The 22,194-nt window shown below is 40.3% G+C and carries 16 protein-coding genes; 15 read left to right on the top strand and 1 reads right to left on the bottom strand.

What is annotated here, in order from left to right; genetic code table 11:
- The first annotated feature begins 283 nt into the window (after positions 1 to 283).
- The 15 genes from SK637_RS07220 to whiA all read left to right on the top strand — a co-directional run bounded on the left by SK637_RS07220 (position 284) and on the right by whiA (position 20,548).
- Positions 284 to 8,872 (top strand): GEVED domain-containing protein, encoded by an 8,589-nt coding sequence (locus SK637_RS07220; protein WP_033689163.1) that lies wholly within the window; start codon positions 284 to 286, stop codon positions 8,870 to 8,872.
- A gap of 213 nt (positions 8,873 to 9,085) precedes the next feature.
- On the top strand, positions 9,086 to 9,598 hold the full coding sequence (locus tag SK637_RS07215; RefSeq protein ID WP_001049318.1) for an adenine phosphoribosyltransferase: 513 nt from the start codon (positions 9,086 to 9,088) through the stop codon (positions 9,596 to 9,598).
- 182 nt (positions 9,599 to 9,780) lie between these two features.
- Positions 9,781 to 10,725, top strand: a complete 945-nt coding sequence (metA, locus tag SK637_RS07210; RefSeq protein WP_001122725.1) for a homoserine O-acetyltransferase MetA — start codon at positions 9,781 to 9,783, stop codon at positions 10,723 to 10,725.
- Positions 10,726 to 10,733: 8 nt separating this feature from the next.
- The gene (locus SK637_RS07205) at positions 10,734 to 11,411 is read left to right on the top strand and encodes a DnaD domain-containing protein (RefSeq protein WP_033689161.1); all 678 of its coding nucleotides are present in this window, start codon (positions 10,734 to 10,736) and stop codon (positions 11,409 to 11,411) included.
- A gap of 97 nt (positions 11,412 to 11,508) precedes the next feature.
- Positions 11,509 to 12,267: a triose-phosphate isomerase gene (gene tpiA, locus SK637_RS07200; protein ID WP_033689160.1), complete on the top strand. Its 759-nt coding sequence runs from the start codon at positions 11,509 to 11,511 to the stop codon at positions 12,265 to 12,267.
- Positions 12,268 to 12,300: 33 nt separating this feature from the next.
- Positions 12,301 to 13,911 (top strand): choline binding-anchored murein hydrolase LytC, encoded by a 1,611-nt coding sequence (gene lytC / locus SK637_RS07195; RefSeq protein WP_080710548.1) that lies wholly within the window; start codon positions 12,301 to 12,303, stop codon positions 13,909 to 13,911.
- A 232-nt stretch (positions 13,912 to 14,143) separates the two neighbouring features.
- Positions 14,144 to 14,662 (top strand): Dps family protein, encoded by a 519-nt coding sequence (locus SK637_RS07190; protein WP_033689158.1) that lies wholly within the window; start codon positions 14,144 to 14,146, stop codon positions 14,660 to 14,662.
- Between the two features lie 130 nt (positions 14,663 to 14,792).
- Positions 14,793 to 15,299 (top strand): dihydrofolate reductase, encoded by a 507-nt coding sequence (locus SK637_RS07185; protein WP_033689157.1) that lies wholly within the window; start codon positions 14,793 to 14,795, stop codon positions 15,297 to 15,299.
- Positions 15,299 to 15,469 (top strand): hypothetical protein, encoded by a 171-nt coding sequence (locus tag SK637_RS09915; RefSeq protein WP_000442260.1) that lies wholly within the window; start codon positions 15,299 to 15,301, stop codon positions 15,467 to 15,469. The genes SK637_RS07185 and SK637_RS09915 overlap by 1 nt, the downstream gene beginning before the upstream one ends.
- Positions 15,470 to 15,505: 36 nt before the next feature.
- Positions 15,506 to 16,738, top strand: coding sequence for an ATP-dependent Clp protease ATP-binding subunit ClpX (clpX, locus tag SK637_RS07175; RefSeq protein ID WP_033689156.1), 1,233 nt, complete (start codon positions 15,506 to 15,508; stop codon positions 16,736 to 16,738).
- An 8-nt stretch (positions 16,739 to 16,746) separates the two neighbouring features.
- Positions 16,747 to 17,334: a ribosome biogenesis GTP-binding protein YihA/YsxC gene (yihA, locus tag SK637_RS07170; RefSeq protein ID WP_000422595.1), complete on the top strand. Its 588-nt coding sequence runs from the start codon at positions 16,747 to 16,749 to the stop codon at positions 17,332 to 17,334.
- 9 nt (positions 17,335 to 17,343) lie between these two features.
- Positions 17,344 to 17,724, top strand: a complete 381-nt coding sequence (locus SK637_RS07165) for a RidA family protein (RefSeq protein ID WP_001140420.1) — start codon at positions 17,344 to 17,346, stop codon at positions 17,722 to 17,724.
- A gap of 51 nt (positions 17,725 to 17,775) precedes the next feature.
- Positions 17,776 to 18,666: an RNase adapter RapZ gene (gene rapZ, locus SK637_RS07160; RefSeq protein ID WP_033689155.1), complete on the top strand. Its 891-nt coding sequence runs from the start codon at positions 17,776 to 17,778 to the stop codon at positions 18,664 to 18,666.
- A complete protein-coding gene (locus SK637_RS07155; protein ID WP_001231075.1) occupies positions 18,663 to 19,640 on the top strand; it encodes a YvcK family protein in 978 nt (325 codons plus the stop codon). Before rapZ ends, SK637_RS07155 begins: the two co-directional genes overlap by 4 nt.
- The gene (gene whiA / locus SK637_RS07150) at positions 19,637 to 20,548 is read left to right on the top strand and encodes a DNA-binding protein WhiA (protein WP_033689154.1); all 912 of its coding nucleotides are present in this window, start codon (positions 19,637 to 19,639) and stop codon (positions 20,546 to 20,548) included. Before SK637_RS07155 ends, whiA begins: the two co-directional genes overlap by 4 nt.
- A gap of 604 nt (positions 20,549 to 21,152) precedes the next feature.
- Here the strand turns inward: whiA and SK637_RS07140 are convergent.
- Entirely contained in the window at positions 21,153 to 22,121 is a 969-nt protein-coding gene (locus SK637_RS07140) for an NAD(P)/FAD-dependent oxidoreductase (RefSeq protein WP_033689152.1), read from the bottom strand.
- Positions 22,122 to 22,194 lie beyond the last annotated feature (73 nt).

Genomic DNA, 22,194 nt, shown 5'->3' with positions numbered 1-22,194 from the left:
CTTTGATCTTTCTGAATAAACAAAAAATATCCAAAAATAAAAATATATTTACTATAATAAAAAAGAAAATAAGTTTGAAAGATAAAATTTATTTATTATAGTGCAAGTTTTAAGTCGAGTTGCTTGCTTGTAAGGAATGGATGTGATATCATTAGAATGTATCTGAAGTACGAATTTTCGACATACAAAACATTGTCATGTTAAATGTTTAAAAATGCCGAAGATTTTTTTATGTTCAAGATATCAAAAAAGAATTAAAAATTATAAGGAGGTTGTGAGTCTCATGCAAGGCAAACAACAACAAGATTTTCGAACGGAGAAGTACATTCGTTACGGTATTCGTAAGTACAGCTTTGGAGCGGCATCAGTAGCAATTGCGGCTGGATTGATGTTCCTAGGTAATGGTGCGGTATCAGCGACGGAAGTTCAATCAGCTGAAACAACTATTTCAGCAGTTGCTCCTAGTCAAGATAATAAGGAGAAGGAAAAGGCTGAGCCTAAAGTTGAAACTGTAAAACCAGAAACAGAAAAAGCTGTAGAAGCAAAACCTGAAGTGAAAGTAGGAGAAGCTAAGAAAGTAAACAAGGCTATCCTTGAAGCAAGTATTGCTACTTTAGAGTCTAAACTTTCAACTGCTAAATATGCAGATGTTACAGTAGTAAGCTCAGCTAAGGAAGTATTGGCAACAGCTAAAGCAACTCTAGCTAAGGCAGATGCTAGCCAAGCCGATGTAGATGCCCAAGCAGAAACTGTATCAGCATTGAGCACAGTTGTAACTGAGTCAAATACTGCTGGTTTCGATAAGAAACAAGCAGCTGAAAAAGAAGCTGCAAAAGCTGAAACTGAAAAAACTGCAACTCCAGTTGAAAAAGCTCTTTCAGCAGCAACAACGACTCTTACACAAGTATCATCAGAAGCTGAAGTAACCAACAAATTGGCTGAGACTGAACTAGCTAAGGCTGATGTCAAAGAAGAAAACAAGGCAGCAGTTACAGCAGCAGTCGCTAAAAACCAAGCAGTTCTTGCTGAAACAAAGGCACTTTTGGCTGATAAGAGTGTGACAAAAGAGCAAGTAAATGCTCAATTGGAACGCCTTAACGAGTCTATCCTTGCAGTTTACAATGAGTTGAAGAATGCAGGAATTGGTCGTGATGGTAAGTTTGCTGTTAACTTGGCAGATGCACAAACAACAGCACTTAAAGATGCATCTACTGAAACAGGTAAAGCATGGTTAGATCAACATGGATATTCTTCATTATCAGATATCAAAGTTAAAACTAAAGAAGATAATCTAAAAGAAATTAAAGACTTAAACGATCAGATTCAATGGTTAGACTTTGCAGACACAGCTGCATGGACAGGATTAAACGCAAATAACCAACTTCAAATCGGTTCTACATATACAAAAGAATTGATCCCTGGTTATATCGTTACAATGACGGTTAAAGAATTAAAACCGTTTGAATCAACTGAAATATTCAAAAACCGTGTTGCGGGAACTGATTTAGAAAGTTCATACCAACCGGATAAAGAAAACAAATTCAACCCGGATAATGGTGCAACAGGGTTAGGTGCAAATCCTCAAAATAGATATACACACGTTAATAATGCTGGTTTATCAACTGGTACGTCTAAAACAACAATCGCAGGAACAAACCCTCAAGGTCAACCTAAAAACGGTCAAGCAGCTGGGGTTAAATTTGATGTAACAGCTACTTATAATGGTAAAGCTGTTAAACCAGGTATTGTTATGACTTCTGGGGAAGATATTGGACCTCTTGAGTCTGAAATTTATACAACTAATGGGACACCATGGGACTTAGCTGCGATTGTTGGGTATAGTTCAAATAAAAATGCTTATGTTCCATTAAATCAATTCAAAGATATGAATGGTGGTAGAACTGCTATCCTTAAATGGCAAGATGAAAAATTTGTGAATGCCTTAAACGGTGGGAAATTTGCTACACCTGATGCAACTACTGCAGGTCTTGGTTCTCAAGTATTCGGTGGATACCGTAATAACGGTGGAGCAGGAACTCCAGTATTATCAACTGCCAATGTAACTGAAGTAGGACTATATATCATGTCTTCTGGGCAACAATCTTCTATGATTGGTATCAAGTTCTCTGACTTCGGTGATCTTCCAGAATCATATGGAATGGCTGAGCATTTCTTAAGAACACAAACTGTAGACTACTTAACTAAACAAAAGAAACAAATTCAACAACCATACTTAGGTAAGGTTAAAGCGGATATTGACTCTGCACCAGGTACTCGTGTTCGTGGAGTGGATTCAGATGATGTGAAAGACACTGGAGATGAAGGTGTAGATCAATTAGTTTCTGAAGAACATGTACACACTAACGTAGATACTGGACAACCAGAAGTTAAATTCATCCAAGGGCCAGATAATACTTATAAAGTAAAATTGTATGCTTCAGCAAATGGTAATGAAAACTACACAGACACAGTTGCACCAGCTTACGTGCGTGGATTTATCGACTTCAACGGAAATGGTAAATTTGATGAAGGTGAACAATCCGATGTTGTACAAGTAAATGGGAATAATCAAGTCGTTGAATTAACATTTACTAACACTCAAGTAATTGATACTAGTAAGGATGTTGTAAACTTCCGTGTGCGTATCGCAAAAGATGAAGCTCAAGTAGAAAAAGCTGCAGGTATTGCCTACTCTGGGGAAGTTGAAGATAACCAAATCCAAGTAGCTCATCCACCACGTGGAGATAAAGAAGAAACTACTGGTAAACAAGGTGAAACTCAATCAGTTGGTATCGAGTTCAGAACACATCCATCGGGTGACGATGCATCAGACTTAGGTTCTAACAACGGTAAAACTACCTTTAACTCATACGGTAAAATTCACTATACTGAACAAAGTAATGTAATTAGTGCTGAAACTACTAAGAAAGTTCAATCTGAAGGTGTAATGATCGTTAATCCAGATGGAACATTAACAAAAACTTACACTAAAGCAGGTCAGGGTACATATACAGTAACAGACGACAAAATCACATTCACTCCAGAAGCTAGCTTCGTAGGTAAAGCTGATGGTATCGTACTACGTGCAGTAGACTCAAATGGTCAATCAACTGGATGGACTGCATTAACAAACCAAAATGGACTTGAAAATATCAATGATGGAACTCACTCAGCAGGAACTACAAAAACTATGGATGCTGTATACATTCCAACAGTAACTCCAAAAGAAATCACTGCAGATCCAGAAACATCAACAGATATTCAAGGTAAAGAACAGAAGAAAACTCCAACATTCAAAACAGAAGGTAATGCAGATACTGCTACAGCAGTAACACCAAGTGCTACTTATCCAGCTAAATTAGTAGATCCAAAAACAGGAGCTAAAGTTGACTCTGTAACGGTTGATGGAGAAGGAACTTACACAATCAACCCAACAACAGGTGAAGTAACCTTCCAACCACTTCCAACTTTTAAAGGAACGGCTTCAGGTGTTGATGTAACATTAACAGCACCAGTAGGTCAAAATAAAGATGGACAAGATGTAACAGCTACGGCTACTACAAAATATACTCCAACAGTAACTGCTGTAGAACCAGCAGCTAAGCCAGCAGATTCAGCAGGTGTACAAGGTGAGACTCAAAAAGGAACTCCTACATTCACGGCAGGAAATGCAGAAGTACCAATTAAAGAAAACTCTGTAAAACTATTAAATCCAGATGGAACAGAAGCAACTGGACCAGTAGATGCTTTAGATGAAAAAGGAAATAAAGTAGGGGAATACACAGTAAATCCAGCTACAGGTGAAGTAACCTTCACACCAACTGACAAAACTTACACTGGTAAAGTAACACCAGCTAAAGTTCAAGCAGAAGATAAGAACGGAACTAAAGTAAATACTACTTACACTCCACATATCGTAGGTGTAACACCAACAGCGACACCAGCGGAATCTTCAGGTATCCAAGGACAACCACAAGATGGAACTGTATCATTTGCACCTGGAGAAACAACAGTAGAAGGTGTTAAAAAATCAGTACCGATCAAAGCTAACTCAGCGGTTCTACTTGATGCTTCAGGTAACCCAGTAGCGGCTGGTACTCCAGTAGACGCTTTAGATCCTGAAGGAAACAAAGTAGGGGAATACACAATTGATCCAGCTACTAACAAAGTAACCTTCACGCCAACTAACAAAGAGTACAAAGGTAAAGTACAACCAGCTAAAGTTCAAGCAGAAGACGAAAACGGAACTAAAGTAAGTACAACTTACACTCCAAACATCGTAGGTGTAACACCAACTGCTTCACCAGCTGAAACAACAGATGTACAAGGTGTTGAACAATCTAAAGAAGTAACCTTCAAACCTGGTAAAGCAACAGTTAATGGTGTTGAAAAAGAAGTGCCAATCGACACTACTTCATACAAACTATTGGATGAAAATGGACAACCAGCAGAATCAGTACCAGCTAAAAACCCAGCAGGAGATGTTATCGGTACTTACACACTTAAAGTTGTAGATGGTAAAGCAACTGCAGTATTTACACCAACTGATAAAACATATTCAGGTGAAGTTGCTCCAGTTACGATCCAAGCTAAAGATACAAATGGAACTCCAGTAACTACAACTTACACTCCAAACATCACTCCAGTAGAACCAACAGGAACACCAAAAGTTACTGAAGGTGCACAAGGACAACCTCAAGAAGGAACTCCAACGTTCACACCAGGTAACTCTAAAGTTCCTATGAAGATCGATGCTACTCAACCAGCTAAATTAATCGATCCAGCTACTGGACAACCAACTGATGAAACAACAATCCCAGCCAAAGACGCTAGCGGAAAACAAGTTGGTACATACACAATCGATCCAACAACAGGTAAAGTAACATTCACACCTAACAAAGACTTCGTAGGTACTCCAGTACCAGCAACAGTTCAAGCGAAAGATGCGAACGGAACTCCAACAACAGCTACTTACACACCAACAGTTAAACCAGTTACTCCAGAAGGTATCAACACATTCACAGAAGATATCCAAGGTGCACCTCAAAGCGGTAAACCACAATTCACACCTGGTAAAACAACAATTAACGGTAAAGAAGTAGAAGTACCAATGGATGACAATACACCAGCTAAACTGGTTGATCCAACTACTGGTCAAGAAGTAACAAGTGTAACAATTCCTGGAGAAGGAACTTACACAGTAGATCCAGATGGAACAGTACACTTCACTCCAGATAAACAATTCACAGGAAAAGGTCAAACATTAAAAGTAGTTCGTCAAGATACTAATGGAACAAAAGTTACTGCAGAATACACAGCAGTAGTTAAACCAGCTACTCCAAATGGAACAGAAGTTCTTACAGCAGGTGTTCAAGGTAAAGAACAAAGTGGAAGACCAAACTTCGTTGGTGGTAAAGCGATGGTTAACGGTGTTGAAAAAACTGTAGACATCGATGAAACTAAACCAGCTAAACTAATCGATCCAAATACAGGTCAAGAAGTAACAAGTGTAACAATTCCAGGAGAAGGAACTTACACTGTAGATCCAGATGGAACAGTACACTTCACTCCAGAAAAAGGATTCACAGGTAAAGGTACTGAATTAACTGTTAAACGTGTTGACTTAAATGGTACTCCAGCACTTGGTAAATATACAGCGGTAGTAATCGGTACAAAACCAACTGCAGAACCATCAGTAACTTCAGATATTCAAGGTCAAACTCAAAGTCAAGCTGTTAAATTCAAAGGTGGAACAGTTGAAGTAGAAGACCCAATTACAAAAGCTAAAACACAAGAAACTGTAGCGATTGATCCATCAACTTATACATTATTAGATGAAAATGGACAACCAGCAGATTCAGTTCCAGCTAAAAACCCAGCAGGTGATGTAGTAGGTACATACACTCTTATTAAAGAAGAAGGTAAAGATCCAGTTGCAGTATTCACTCCAACAGATAAAACTTACTCAGGAACAGTTAAACCAGTAACAGTTCAAGCGAAAGATACAAATGGAACAGCTGTAACAACAACTTACACTCCAAATATCACGCCTGTTACACCAACTGCTAAATCAGTCACTTCTGAAGGTGCACAAGGTCAAGAGCAAAGTGGAACTCCAACATTCACTGAAGGAAACACTAAAGCTCCAATCGATCCAACTGTACCAGCTAAATTGATCAATCCAGAAACTGGTGAACCAACTGACGAAACTTCAGTAACAGTACCAGGAGAAGGAACTTACACAATCAACCCAGAAACTGGTGAAGTAACATTCAAGCCAGAACCAAACTTCACAGGAAAAGCTACAGGAATTGAAGTTCAACGTAAAGATACAAATGGAACTCCAGCTACAGCTAAATACACACCAACAGTTAAACCAGTTACTCCAACATCAGATGACGTAGTATCTGAAGATGTTCAAGGTGCGAAACAGACTGGAACTCCAGTATTCACTCCAGGTAAAACAACAGTTAACGGTACAGAAGTAACTGTAGAAATCGACGAAACTGTTAAACCAACATTCGATGATGGAACAACTACGAAAGAAGTACCAGGAGAAGGGATTTACACTATCGATGAAAATGGTGTAGTAACATTCACTCCAGAACCACAATTTACAGGTAAAGCTAGCGGTGTAACAGTTAAACGTGTTGATAAAAATGGAACAGAAGTAACAGCTAAATATACACCAACAGTTAAACCAGTAACACCAACTGCAGACGGTGTAACAACAACTGATGTTCAAGGTGCAACTCAAAAAGGAAAACCAGAATTCGAAGCAGGTAAAACAACAGTTAACGGTGTAGAAAAAACTGTAGAACTTGATGATACTAAACCAGCTACATTCGAAGATGGAACAACTACGAAAGAAGTACCAGGAGAAGGAACTTACACAGTAGCTCCAGACGGAACTGTAACCTTCACTCCAGAAAAAGACTTCACAGGTCAAGCTAAAGGTGTAACAGTTAAACGTGTTGACAAAAACGGAACACCAGTAACAGCTAACTACACACCAGTAGTATTACCAGTAACTCCAACAGGTAAAGACGTAACATCAATCGGTGATAAAGGACAACCTCAATCTGAGACTCCAGTATTCACACCAGGAATTACTAAAGTAAACGGTAAAACGGTAACAGTACCAATCGATGAAACAGTAGCTCCAACATTTGAAGATGGAACAACTACAAAAGAAGTACCAGGAGAAGGAACTTACACTATTGATAAGAACGGTAAAGTAACCTTCACTCCCGAACCAGACTTCGTAGGAACAGCTAAAGGTGTAACGGTTAAACGTGTTGACGAAAACGGAACACCAGTAACAGCTAACTACACACCAACAGTATTAGGTAAAACATCTACAGAAAACGTAGTATCTGAAGGTGCTAAGAACCAACCTCAATCGAATACTCCAGTATTCAAAGGTGATGTAGACACTACAGTAGCTCCAACGTTTAAAGATGGATCAACAACTAAAGAAGTACCAGGAGAAGGAACTTACACAATCGATGCGACTGGTAAAGTAACATTCACTCCAGAAAAAGATTTCGTAGGAACAGCTACTCCAGTAGAAGTTGTACGTAAAGATAAGAACGGTAAGACAATCAAAGCTTCTTACACTCCAACAGTACGTCCTGACACAGTATTTGTTGATAAGAATGGTAAAGAGTTAGTTCCATCTAAAGATGGTAAGAACCCATCAGAAACTATTCCAGGATACAAAGTTGTTAAGACTGAAACTGATGAAAAAGGTAATACTAAACACATCTACGAACCAGTAACAACTAAACACGTAGATAGAAACGGTAACCCAATTCCAGGAACAGAAACAGAAGAAGGAACAAAAGATCCTAAGAATATTCCAGGATACAAAGTAGTAGAAACTCGTAAACTTCCAAATGGAGATACAGAGTATGTATACGAAAAAGTAACGACATCATTCGTAGATACTGACGGACACGTAATCGAAGGAACTACAACTGAGGAAGGAACAACTCCTAAGAAAGATATCCCAGGATATAAATTTGTAGAAACTAAGACTCTAGAAAATGGAGATACAGAGCACGTTTACGAACCAGTAACAACAACATTCAAGGATAAAGATGGTAATCTCATTACTGTTGATAAAGACAATAACCCAGTAGAATCAACAGAAGAAGGAGAAAAACCAGCTAAATCTATCCCGGGTTACCGCTTAGTAGAAACTAAGAAACTTCCAAATGGTGATGTGGAGCACGTATACGAAAAAGTAACAACTCCATCAGTTGAAAAACCAAGAATTATTGCACGTGACACTGAAGGAAATATCATTCCAGGATTTGAATTTGATATGCTGTCACCAATCTTGGATATTCCTGAGTATGAATATGTTAGGGATGAACAACTTCCTGATGGTACAATCAAACGTATCTATAAGAAAGTGAAGAAATCACCTTTACAACCAAATGTTCAGCCTACAAACAATCGTGCTACGATTTGGACAGATGAAAATGGAAATCCATTGAAATCATCTGAATCGGGAGCTAAAGAACCAGGAACAATTCCAGGTTATGAATATGTGAAGACTGTGACTGATCCATCTGGAACTATCAAGCATATCTTCAGAAAAGTTGAAATGCCAACTCCAGTTGAACCAAGTCAACCAGTACAACCAGTTGAGCCAGCTACTCCAGCAATGCCTGAACAGCCAGCTAAACCTCAAGTACCAGCTACTCCAGCACAACCAGTACAACCAACGGCAGTGAAAGAAGCTGAAGCTAAGCGTGAATTGCCAAATACTGGTACAGAAGACAATGCTAGCCTTGCAGCACTTGGACTTCTTGGAGTATTGAGTGGATTTGGTCTTGTAGCTCGCAAGAAGAAAGAAGACTAAGCTTTCTAATGAATATGATTTGTTTGTAATGAACATATCTTCTTAAAACTGATGAATCGAAATGATTCATCAGTTTTTTGCTGTTATCAGTAGGGGAGGGGGATAGAGTAGGTATAGAAATCAGGATCTAAGAGAGGAAAAAATGGTTATACTTTCTTCTTTTGGAGAAAATATGGTATAATAGAGAGTAAAAACTTTGAAAGAAAGAAAAAGATGAATTTAAAAGATTACATTGCAACAATTGAAAATTATCCAAAGGAAGGGATCACCTTCCGTGATATCAGTCCTTTGATGGCTGATGGGAATGCTTATAGCTACGCTGTTCGTGAAATCGTTCAGTATGCTACTGACAAGAAAATCGACATGATCGTGGGACCTGAGGCTCGTGGTTTTATCGTGGGCTGTCCAGTTGCCTTTGAGTTGGGAATTGGTTTTGCACCTGTTCGTAAACCAGGTAAATTGCCACGTGAAGTCATTTCTGCTGACTACGAAAAAGAATATGGGGTTGATACCTTGACTATGCATGCTGATGCCATTAAGCCAGGTCAACGTGTTCTTATCGTGGATGACCTCTTGGCAACAGGTGGAACAGTTAAGGCAACCATCGAGATGATTGAAAAACTTGGTGGTGTTGTAGCAGGCTGTGCCTTCCTTGTTGAATTGGATGAATTGAACGGCCGTGAAAAAATCGGTGACTACGATTACAAAGTTTTGATGCATTATTAATGAAAAACAGTCCCTAGGGCTGTTTTCTCTACATTAGGATATAAAAATAGACTATAGCTAGTTAGAGAAAAACTATAATTGAAAACTATATCTTCTTGCAGTATAATAAAAGGACTAGATGTTTGAGATTTGGCTTCAAACATATACAATTATTCCTGAAAGAGTACAGTTAGGAGAGGGTTATGCCGATTCGAATTGATAAAAAATTACCAGCTGTTGAGATTTTACGGACAGAGAATATCTTTGTCATGGATGATCAACGTGCTGCCCACCAAGATATCCGTCCTTTGAAGATTTTGATTTTAAATCTCATGCCACAAAAAATGGTCACAGAGACCCAGTTGTTGCGCCATTTGGCCAATACACCCCTGCAACTAGATATTGATTTTCTCTATATGGAGAGCCATCGTTCTAAAACAACTCGTTCAGAGCACATGGAGACCTTTTATAAAACCTTTCCTGAAGTCAAGGATGAGTATTTTGATGGGATGATTATCACGGGTGCTCCAGTTGAACATTTACCATTTGAGGAAGTAGACTACTGGGAGGAATTTACTCAGGTGCTTGAGTGGTCTAAGACCCATGTCTATTCGACCCTTCATATCTGTTGGGGTGCTCAGGCTGGTCTTTATCTGCGCTATGGAGTGGAAAAATACCAGATGGACAGTAAGTTATCGGGTATCTATCCTCAGGACACCTTAAAGGAAGGGCACCTTCTCTTTAGAGGATTTGACGATAGCTATGTATCCCCTCATTCACGGCACACGGAGATTTCTAAGGAAGAGGTCTTAAACAAAACCAATCTCGAGATTTTATCAGAAGGGCCACAGGTTGGGGTTTCGATTTTGGCCAGTCGTGATTTGCGAGAAATTTATAGTTTTGGGCATTTGGAGTATGACCGTGATACCTTGGCAAAAGAGTATTTTAGAGATCGTGATGCAGGTTTAGACCCACATATTCCAGAAAATTACTTTAAGGATGATGATGTCAACCAGGCCCCTTGTCTTTGTTGGTCTTCATCAGCAGCCCTCTTTTTCAGTAACTGGGTGAATTATGCGGTCTATCAGGAAACCCCTTTTGACTGGAGAAAAATAGAAGATGATGCATCTGCATTTGGGTATTTATAAGAGGAATTATGACATATTTAGACGCTTTTAAATCAGGGAACTTGGTTTTACCGAGTGCCCTGCTCTTGCATTTTAAGGAACTCTTTCCTTCTAGCGACGATTTTCTGGTCTGGCAATTTTTCTATTTGCAAAATACGACAGGTTTGGATGAAATGTCACCAAGCCAGATTGCTGAAAGGATTGGTAAGGAAATCTCGGATGTCAATCAGGCTATTTCCAATCTGACAGAGAGGGGACTGCTTCAGTATCGTACTATCGAATTAAATGGTGAAATTGAATTGCTTTTTGATACTAGTTTGGCATTGGAACGTTTGGATGACCTGCTTGGAGCAGTTCATTCAAGTTCAGACCAGCTGACACCTCAAAACCAGCTTAAGGATTTGGTGGAAACTTTCCAGCAGGAGTTGGGGCGCTTATTGACTCCTTTTGAAATTGAAGATTTGACCAAGACACTAAAGGAAGATCGAACCAGTGCTGACTTGATTAAGGAAGCACTTCGTGAAGCTGTTTTGAATGGAAAACCAAACTGGAAGTACATTCAGGCGATTTTGAGAAACTGGCGCCATGAAGGTATCAAAAGTGTGACTCAAATAGAGGCCAGGCGGGCAGAGAGAGAAGCAAGCAATCCTCAGTTGACACAGGTATCGGCAGATTTTAGAAATGCCATGGATCTCTGGAAGGATTAATCGTTTGAAGCAGGCTTGAAATCCGAGTAAGATTTGCAAGCTGTGTATAATTGTGATAAAATAAATAGAAAATAAATTGAAAAAAGAGGTATGTGAAATGTCACGTAAACCATTTATCGCTGGTAACTGGAAAATGAACAAAAATCCAGAAGAAGCTAAAGCATTCGTTGAAGCAGTTGCATCAAAACTTCCTTCATCAGATCTTGTTGAAGCAGGTATCGCAGCTCCAGCTCTTGATTTGACAGCTGTTCTTGCTGCTGCTAAAGGTTCAAACCTTAAAGTTGCTGCTCAAAACTGCTACTTTGAAAATGCAGGTGCTTTCACTGGTGAAACTAGCCCACAAGTTTTGAAAGAAATCGGTACTGATTACGTTGTTATCGGTCACTCAGAACGTCGTGACTACTTCCATGAAACTAACGAAGATATCAATAAAAAAGCAAAAGCAATCTTTGCAAACGGTATGCTTCCAATCATCTGTTGTGGTGAGTCACTTGAAACTTACGAAGCTGGTAAAGCTGCTGAATTCGTAGGTGCTCAAGTATCTGCTGCATTGGCTGGATTGACTGCTGAACAAGTTGCTGCATCAGTTATCGCTTATGAGCCAATCTGGGCTATCGGTACTGGTAAATCAGCTTCACAAGACGACGCACAAAAAATGTGTAAAGTTGTTCGTGACGTTGTAGCTGCTGACTTCGGTCAAGAAGTTGCAGACAAAGTTCGTGTTCAATACGGTGGTTCTGTTAAACCTGAAAACGTTGCTTCATACATGGCTTGTCCAGACGTTGACGGTGCCCTTGTGGGTGGTGCGTCACTTGAAGCAGAAAGCTTCTTGGCTTTGCTTGACTTTGTAAAATAATCAGTAGCAAAAGCTAGGTGGAACAGCATTCAGATGTCTGTTCCATTTTTTATAGGAGAGGAAAGATTGAAAACAAAGATTGGAAAAATTGGATTAGCAAGTGCCTTTTTGCTTGGATTGATAGTTAATCAGGTGGCTGCAAATGAATCTGAAGTGAAAGCATCTTCGGAAGAAAGCAGTATTCAAGCTTCTGCTAGCAAGGTAGAAGAAAAGAAACCAGAAACGACTACAAGTCAAAAAGAAGAAGAGAAAAAGGCTGAGACTTCTTCTAGTCAGCGTCAAGAGAAAAAGGAAGAAGTCAAAGAGACACGAGCTAGTAGTCAGAAAGAAGAAAGTAAGCCGAATTCAACATCAGCACATTGGGACGGTGACTTCTATGTAAAAGCAGATGGTTCAAAAGCTAAGAGTGAGTGGATTTTTGATACTAGCTACAATAGTTGGTTCTATATAAAAGCAGATGGTCGTTATGCCCAAAAAGAATGGCATGGAAACTACTACCTCAAAGCAGGTGGTTACATGGCTAAAAATGAATGGGTTTACGATAACGATTATAAGAGCTGGTTTTACCTCAAAGCAGACGGTTCTTATGCAGAACAAGAATGGCAGAAAATCAATGGCAGATGGTACTATTTTAAGAAGTGGGGCTATATGGCTAAAAGTCAGTGGCAAGGAAATTATTTCTTGAATGGTCAAGGTGCCATGATGCAAAACGAATGGCTTTACGATAATCATTATAAGAGTTGGTTCTATCTTAAGGCAGATGGTTCTTACGCTAATGAACAGTGGCAAAAGATTGATGGCAAGTGGTATTATTTTAAGAAGTGGGGGTACATGGCTCAAGATGAGTGGCATGGAAACTACTATCTTACTGAAAGTGGTGTCATGGCAACAGGTGAGTTAATTATGGACGATACTCGTTATACTTTTGCTGATTCAGGGGAACTGAAAGAAAAGAAAGCCTTGAATGTTGGTTGGGTTTATCGAAATGGACACCGTTATTTCTTTAACCATCGTGAAGAACAGGTCGGAACTGACCGTGCTAAGAAGGTTATTGATGTCAGTGAGCATAATGGCCGCATTAGTGATTGGAAAAAGGTTATCCAGGAAAATGGAGTGGATGGCGTTATTGTTCGCTTAGGATATAGTGGTGTAGAAGATAAGGAATTGGCACATAATATTCAAGAATTTAATCGACTAGGCATTCCTTATGGTGTTTATCTTTATACCTATGCAGAAAATGAAACAGATGCTGAGAATGATGCTAAGCAGACTATTGAGCTTTTGAAGAAATATAAAATGAACTTGTCTTATCCAATCTACTATGATGTTGAAAACTGGGAGTATGAAAATAAATCTAAGAAAGCTCCAGCAGATACAGACACTTGGGTTAAAATCATCAATAAGTATATGGAAACCATGAAAAAAGCAGGTTATCAAAATGTGAAAGTTTATAGCTATCGTCAACTTTTGCAAACTCGATTGAATCATCCAAATATTTTACAACATGTAAACTGGGTTGCAGCCTATACGGATGCGCTTGATTGGAATAATCCTCATTATTCAGGAGAAAAAGGATGGCAATATACTTCATCTGACTCTCTTAAAGGGATTCGAGGACAGGTTGATGTCAGTGTCTGGTATTAAGATGTAAAACTCAGAAAAGAGCCTACAAATTGTATGCTCTTTTTCTTTATTTTATCGCTGTTAAGAGAGTTTGAAAGTGACAGGGTTTTATTCTAAAAAATTCTTAAATTATCAGTCTATTGCAACTTTTCTCATGTGAGTCATTTGGCTTGCTATTGGTTCTTCTTAGTAGTATACTAAGGTAGTAATCATTAAGAAATGCTTACAAAAAATAATAAACGAGGTAAAGAAAATGGTAGAATTGAAAAAAGAAGCAGTAAAAGACGTAACATCATTAACAAAAGCAGCGCCAGTAGCATTGGCAAAAACAAAGGAAGTATTGAACCAAGCTGTTGCTGATTTGTATGTAGCTCACATTGCTTTGCACCAAGTACACTGGTACATGCGTGGTCGTGGTTTCCTTGTATGGCATCCAAAAATGGATGAGTACATGGATGCTCTTGATGGTCAATTGGATGAAATCAGTGAACGTTTGATTACACTTGGAGGTAGCCCATTCTCTACTTTGACAGAATTCCTTCAAAATAGTGAAATCGAAGAAGAAGCTGGTGAATACCGTAATGTTGAAGAAAGCTTGGAACGTGTCCTAGATGTTTATCGTTATCTCATCACTCTGTTCCAAAAAGCTTTGGATGTTACTGATGAAGAAGGTGATGATGTGACAAACGATATCTTTGTTGGTGCTAAAGCTGAACTTGAGAAAACGGTTTGGATGCTTGCAGCAGAACTTGGACAAGCACCTGGTTTGTAAGAAATAATAGTAACATATATAAATCTGTAGGAAATTTCTTACAGATTTTTTTCTATTCTGTAGGCTATTCCAAACCAGTCTTTTTTAAGTTTTTTGATAAAATAGTACTATCAGTGAAAAGGATGGAAGCATGACTAAGAAAATCGTAGCTATTTGGGCCCAGGATGAAGAGGGTGTGATTGGTAAGGACAATCGTCTGCCTTGGCATTTACCAGCAGAACTGCAGCACTTCAAAGAAACAACTCTGAATCATGCTATCTTGATGGGGCGTGTGACCTTTGATGGGATGGGACGTCGACTGCTTCCAAAACGGGAGACCTTGATTTTGACACGTAGTTCAGAAGAAAAGATAGATGGGGTTGCTACTTTTCACAATATCCAGTCTGTTCTAGATTGGTATCAGGATCAAGACAAGAATCTTTATATTATCGGTGGGAAGCAAATTTTTCAGGCTTTTGAACCCTACCTTGATGAAGTGATTGTGACTCAAATTCATGCTCGGGTAGAGGGAGATACCTATTTCCCTGAGGAGTTTGACTTGTCTCTTTTTGAGACGGTTTCAAGCAAATCCTATACCAAAGATGAGAAAAATCCTTATGATTTTACCATCCAATACCGCAAGAGAAAGGAAGTCTAATGGAACGTAGTATATTTGGTTTTTTCACAGCCATGCTGTGTTTGGTCTGCTTGCTTGCAGGAGCACAGGCTTTTCGTAAAAAGCGTTATGGACTTTCTGTCCTGCTCTGGTTAAATGCATTTACCAATTTGGTCAATAGTATCCATGCTTTTTACATGACCTTATTTTAGATAGAATGACAGTATAGAATAGAACGGAAGGAAATCATGCCTACAAATAGGAATAATGATATGATGGTTTATTGCTCATTTTGTGGCAAAAGCCAAGAAGAAGTACAAAAAATAATCGCAGGTAACAACGCCTTTATCTGTAATGAATGTGTGGAGTTAGCCCAGGAGATCATTCGTGAGGAGTTGGCGGAAGAAGTCTTGGCAGACTTGTCTGAGGTACCAAAACCAATCGAACTTCTCCATATCTTGAATCACTATGTAATCGGTCAAGATCGTGCCAAGCGTGCCTTGGCAGTGGCAGTTTACAATCACTACAAACGTATCAATTTCCACGATACACGCGAAGAGTCAGAAGATGTGGATTTGCAGAAGTCAAACATCTTGATGATTGGCCCAACTGGTTCAGGGAAAACATTCCTTGCCCAGACCTTGGCTAAGAGTTTGAATGTGCCTTTTGCGATCGCAGATGCGACAGCTCTGACGGAGGCTGGTTATGTAGGTGAGGATGTGGAAAATATTCTCCTCAAACTCTTGCAGGCTTCTGACTTTAACATTGAACGTGCAGAGCGTGGGATTATCTATGTGGATGAAATTGACAAGATTGCCAAGAAGAGCGAGAACGTGTCTATCACACGTGATGTTTCTGGTGAAGGAGTGCAACAAGCGCTTCTCAAGATTATTGAGGGAACTGTTGCTAGCGTACCGCCTCAAGGTGGACGTAAGCATCCACAACAAGAGATGATTCAAGTAGATACCAAAAACATCCTCTTCATCGTGGGTGGTGCCTTTGATGGCATTGAAGAAATCGTCAAACAACGTCTGGGTGAAAAAGTCATCGGATTTGGTCAAAATAATAAGGCGATTGACGAAAACAGCTCTTACATGCAGGAAATCATCGCAGAAGATATTCAAAAATTTGGTATTATCCCTGAGTTGATTGGACGTTTGCCTGTCTTTGCTGCTCTTGAACAGTTGACAGTAGATGATTTGGTTCGTATCTTGAAAGAGCCAAGAAATGCTTTGGTCAAACAATACCAAACCTTGCTTTCTTATGATGATGTCGAGTTGGAATTTGACGACGAAGCTCTTCAAGAGATTGCCAATAAGGCTATTGAACGCAAAACTGGTGCGCGTGGTCTTCGCTCCATCATCGAAGAAACCATGCTAGACGTCATGTTTGAAGTACCGAGTCAGGAAAATGTGAAATTGGTTCGCATCACAAAAGAAGCTGTCGATGGAACGGATAAACCAATCCTAGAAACAGCTTAGAGGTGACTATGGAACTGAATACACATAATGCTGAAATCTTGCTCAGTGCGGCGAATAAATCCCACTATCCGCAGGATGACCTGCCAGAAATCGCTCTTGCAGGGCGTTCAAATGTTGGTAAATCTAGCTTTATCAATACCATGCTGAACCGTAAGAATCTGGCTCGTACATCGGGGAAACCTGGTAAAACCCAGCTTCTCAACTTCTTTAATATCGATGACAAGATGCGCTTTGTGGATGTGCCTGGTTATGGCTATGCCCGTGTTTCTAAAAAGGAACGTGAAAAGTGGGGGCGCATGATTGAGGAGTACCTAACGACTCGGGAAAATCTCCGTGCAGTGGTCAGTCTAGTTGACCTTCGTCATGACCCGTCAGCAGATGATGTGCAGATGTACGAATTTCTCAAGTATTATGAGATTCCAGTCATCATTGTGGCGACCAAGGCGGACAAGATCCCTCGTGGTAAATGGAACAAGCACGAATCAGCAATCAAAAAGAAATTAAACTTTGACCCAAGTGATGACTTCATCCTCTTTTCATCTGTCAGCAAGGCAGGGATGGATCAGGCTTGGGATGCAATCTTAGAAAAATTGTGAGGAAAAGAAATGGCAAAAACAATTCATACAGACAAAGCTCCAAAGGCTATCGGACCCTATGTTCAAGGAAAAATCGTTGGCAACCTTTTGTTTGCTAGTGGTCAAGTTCCTCTCTCTCCTGAAACTGGGGAAATCGTTGGAGAAACAATCCAAGAACAGACAGAACAAGTCTTGAAAAACATTGGTGCTATTTTGGCAGAAGCAGGAACTGACTTTGACCATGTTGTCAAAACAACTTGCTTCTTGAGCGATATGAACGACTTCGTTCCTTTTAACGAGGTTTACCAAACGGCCTTTAAAGAGGAATTTCCAGCTCGTTCAGCTGTGGAGGTAGCTCGTCTTCCTCGTGATGTAAAAGTCGAAATCGAAGTCATCGCAGAGATTGGATAAGCTAGTTGAAGTTTGGTGTTGCCAAACTTCTTTTGATATAAGGAGAAAAAGATGACAAAGAAACAACTACACTTGGTGATTGTGACAGGGATGAGTGGTGCAGGAAAAACAGTTGCCATTCAGTCTTTTGAGGACCTGGGATATTTCACTATTGATAATATGCCGCCAGCTCTTTTGCCTAAGTTTTTGCAGTTGGTGGAAACCAAGGATGACGACCATAAATTGGCCTTGGTAGTAGATATGCGTAGCCGTTCTTTCTTCTCAGAGATTCAAGCTGTTTTGGATGAGTTGGAAAACAAGGAAGAACTGGACTTTAAAATTCTCTTTTTGGATGCAGCTGATAAGGAATTGGTCGCTCGTTACAAGGAAACCAGACGGAGTCACCCATTAGCAGCAGACGGTCGTATTTTAGATGGAATCAAGTTGGAACGTGAACTCTTGGCACCACTGAAAAACATGAGCCAAAATGTGGTGGATACGACAGAACTTACTCCTCGTGAGCTGCGTAAAACCATTGCAGAGCAGTTTTCGGATCAGGAACAAGCCCAGTCTTTCCGTATCGAAGTCATGTCTTTTGGCTTTAAATATGGAATCCCAATTGATGCGGACCTAGTCTTTGATGTCCGTTTCTTGCCAAATCCATACTACCTTCCAGAGTTACGAAATCAAACGGGTGTGGATGAACCAGTTTATGACTATGTCATGAATCATACTGAGTCAGAAGATTTTTATCAGCATTTGTTGGCCTTGATTGAGCCGATTTTGCCAAGTTACCAAAAGGAAGGTAAGTCCGTTTTGACCATTGCCATGGGTTGTACGGGTGGGCAACACCGTAGTGTGGCCTTTGCCAAACGCTTGGCGCTGGACTTATCCAAGAATTGGTCTGTTAATGAAGGGCATCGCGACAAAGACCGAAGAAAGGAAACGGTAAACCGTTCATGAGAAAACCAAAGATAACGGTGATTGGTGGAGGAACTGGGATCCCTGTCATTCTTAAAAGTCTGCGGGAAAAAGATGTGGAAATCGCAGCTATCGTAACGGTGGCAGATGATGGTGGTTCTTCAGGTGAACTCCGAAAAAATATGCAACAATTGACACCGCCAGGTGATCTTCGTAATGTCCTTGTGGCCATGTCGGATATGCCTAAGTTTTATGAAAAGGTCTTTCAGTACCGCTTTTCTGAGGATGCTGGAGCCTTTGCTGGCCATCCATTAGGCAATCTCATTATAGCTGGCCTGTCAGAAATGCAGGGTTCGACCTATAATGCCATGCAGTTGCTGAGCAAATTTTTCCACACAACTGGGAAGATTTATCCTTCCAGTGACCATCCCTTGACCCTTCATGCAGTCTTTCAGGATGGGACAGAAGTGGCTGGAGAGAGTCATATCGCAGACCATCCAGGTATGATTGACCATGTCTATGTGACCAATACCCTCAACGATGATACGCCTCTGGCTAGCCGTCGAGTAGTCCAGACCATTCTTGAAAGTGACATGATTGTCCTCGGACCTGGTTCCCTCTTTACCTCGATTTTGCCTAATATCGTGATTAAGGAAATCGGGCAGGCTCTTTTGGAAACTAAGGCAGAAATCGCCTATGTCTGTAATATCATGACCCAACGTGGGGAGACAGAACACTTTACAGATAGTGATCACGTAGAGGTCTTGCATCGTCACCTTGGTCGACCTTTTATCGATACTGTCTTGGTGAATATCGAAAAAGTGCCTCAGGAATACATGAACTCCAACCGTTTTGATGAATACTTGGTGCAGGTGGAACATGATTTTGCTGGTCTTTGTAAGCAAGTTCCGCGTGTGATTTCATCCAACTTCCTTCGTCTGGAAAATGGGGGTGCCTTCCACGATGGCGATTTGATTGTGGATGAATTGATGCGGATTATACAGGTGAGAAAATGAGTTTCACAGTAGCAGTAAAAGAGGAAATCCTAGGTCAACACCACCTGAGCCGGCATGAATTGTCAGCCATTATCAAGATGTCTGGCAGTATCGGTCTCTCAACTTCAGGCTTGACTTTATCTGTAGTGACAGAAAATGCCAAGCTGGCTCGTCACCTCTATGAGTCCTTTCTCCATTTCTATGAAATTAAATCGGAAATTCGACACCACCAAAGAAGCAATCTTCGCAAGAATCGCGTCTATACTGTATTTACAGATGAAAAGGTGCAGGACTTGTTAAGTGATTTACATTTGGCAGATTCTTTCTTTGGCCTAGAAACAGGTATTGATGAGGCGATTTTATCGGATGAGGAAGCAGGGCGTGCCTATCTCTGTGGTGCTTTCTTGGCAAATGGGAGCATTCGTGACCCTGAATCAGGTAAGTACCAGTTGGAAATCAGTTCTGTTTATCTGGACCACGCGCAAGGGATTGCCTCTCTTCTACAGCAGTTTTTACTGGATGCCAAGGTGCTTGAGCGTAAGAAGGGAGCTGTGACCTATCTCCAGCGAGCTGAAGACATTATGGACTTCTTGATTGTCATCGGAGCCATGCAGGCGCGTGATGATTTTGAGCGGGTTAAGATTTTACGAGAAACCCGTAATGACCTTAATCGGGCCAATAATGCCGAGACAGCTAATATCGCTCGAACAGTTTCTGCCAGTATGAAGACTATTAACAATATCAGCAAAATCAAAGATATCATGGGCTTAGAAAACCTGCCAGTGGATTTGCAGGAGGTAGCGCAATTGCGGATTCAGCACCCAGACTACTCTATCCAGCAGTTAGCAGATAGCCTCAGCACTCCTCTGACCAAAAGTGGTGTCAACCACAGACTCAGAAAGATAAATAAATTAGCCGAACAACTATAAAGATATAAAACAAGCCCTTGAATTATCAGTATAAATGGTTGATTCCATTTTTCTAACAGCCTGATGTCGCTAGTTTACAAAATATTAACCTCTTTCTTGACAATTGAATAGAGTATGTGAGATAATAAGGGAGAATTGAGAAGTTTTAGCATTTTAGTGCTAAAACAGAAATCCCCTCGGTACTGCAATACCGAGGGGATTTTTTTCTGGGTTAGATAGCACTAACCAGGAAGGTTATACTCAATGAAAATCAAAGAGCAAACTAGGAAGCTAGCCGTAGGCTGTACTTGAGTACGGCAAGGCGAAGCTGACGTGGTTTGAATTTGATTTTCGAAGAGTATTACTTGTCGAAGTGCGTCTAACCAACGAGTCACCAGCCATGAGATAATACTCTCGATGACTGCGATAAGTATTATTTTGAGAAGTTCTAGCATCAGTAATACCTCCTTTTCCAAGGCGTATTGTTAGTGCCGTTCTTATTATATCCCATGTTTTATCAGTTTGATAGGCATTTTTATTTTTGCTAAAAAAGGGAAAGATATGAGCTAACAAGATTGTAGATGAATTATAAAACCACGAATCCTATGCGACTCGTGGTTCTTTTTTATAAACTGGTTGAATGTTTTGGTTGTACTTTTTGCTCTGGGTCGATATAGTTGATGGCATTGTTGATAGCGGTTGGAGCTTCTCCGAGGCCTGTCGCAATCAGATCAATTTTTCCGTCATAGTAGCAACAGTCACCGATAGCATAGATACCTGCTTGGCTAGATTCTTGTTTGCTGTTGACGATAATCTTGTGGCGGTTGAGGTCCAGACCCCAGTTTTTAAGGTTACCGACAGAAGATTTGAAACCATAGTTGACAAAGAGGTGGTCTAGGTCAATCGTTTCTGTTTCATCAGATTTGACTTTTGTGATTTCAAGTTTATCGAGCCTTTTTCCATCTCCAAGGAGTTGGCTAGGGACGAATGGTGTCTTGATGGTTACAGAAGATTCCTGTAAGGCTTGTACACTGTGTTCCAAGGCGCGGAAATTATCTCTGCGGTGAACAAGGGTAGTTGGCGCAATTTTTTCAAAAGCCAAAGCCCAATCCACAGCTGAGTCCCCACCACCAAGAATCGTCACTTTCTTACCAGCGTATTGCTGGATGTTGGAAACATGGTAGTGGATATTTTCATAGCATTCAACGCCTTCTAGTTCCAGCGGACGTGGTTTAAAGGCACCGCCACCCATAGCGATGATAACAGTTTTAGACAGGTGACTTCCTTTAGAAGTTGTAATGACAAAGCCTTCTTCTTGTTTTTCAATCTCAAGGACCGTTTCATTGAGATGAATAGGGGTATCAAAGCCATGTAATTGCTCGATTAGACGGTTAGTCAACTCTTCTCCAGTCAGATTTGGGAAACCTGGGACGTCTAGGATTTCCTTTTCAGGATAGAGAATAGCAGGTTGTCCACCTAGTTGGGGAAGAGAGTCGATGATTTGGACCTTGGCTTGGCGTAGATGGGCATAGAAGGCTGCAAAAAGCCCGACAGGACCACCACCTACAATGGTAATATCATAGAGTTGAGACATGGTTTCTCCTTTGTTTTTTCTAGTCAGTTTATTTTATCATATTTTTCCTTAATTTAAAATGAAGTAGGATAGG

It is taken from the genome of Streptococcus mitis, assembly GCF_000722765.2.
Taxonomy (GTDB): Bacteria; Bacillota; Bacilli; order Lactobacillales; family Streptococcaceae; genus Streptococcus; species Streptococcus mitis_AQ.
Note: the sequence above shows the minus strand (reverse complement) of the source record. Positions and strands in the feature narration are given on the sequence as shown.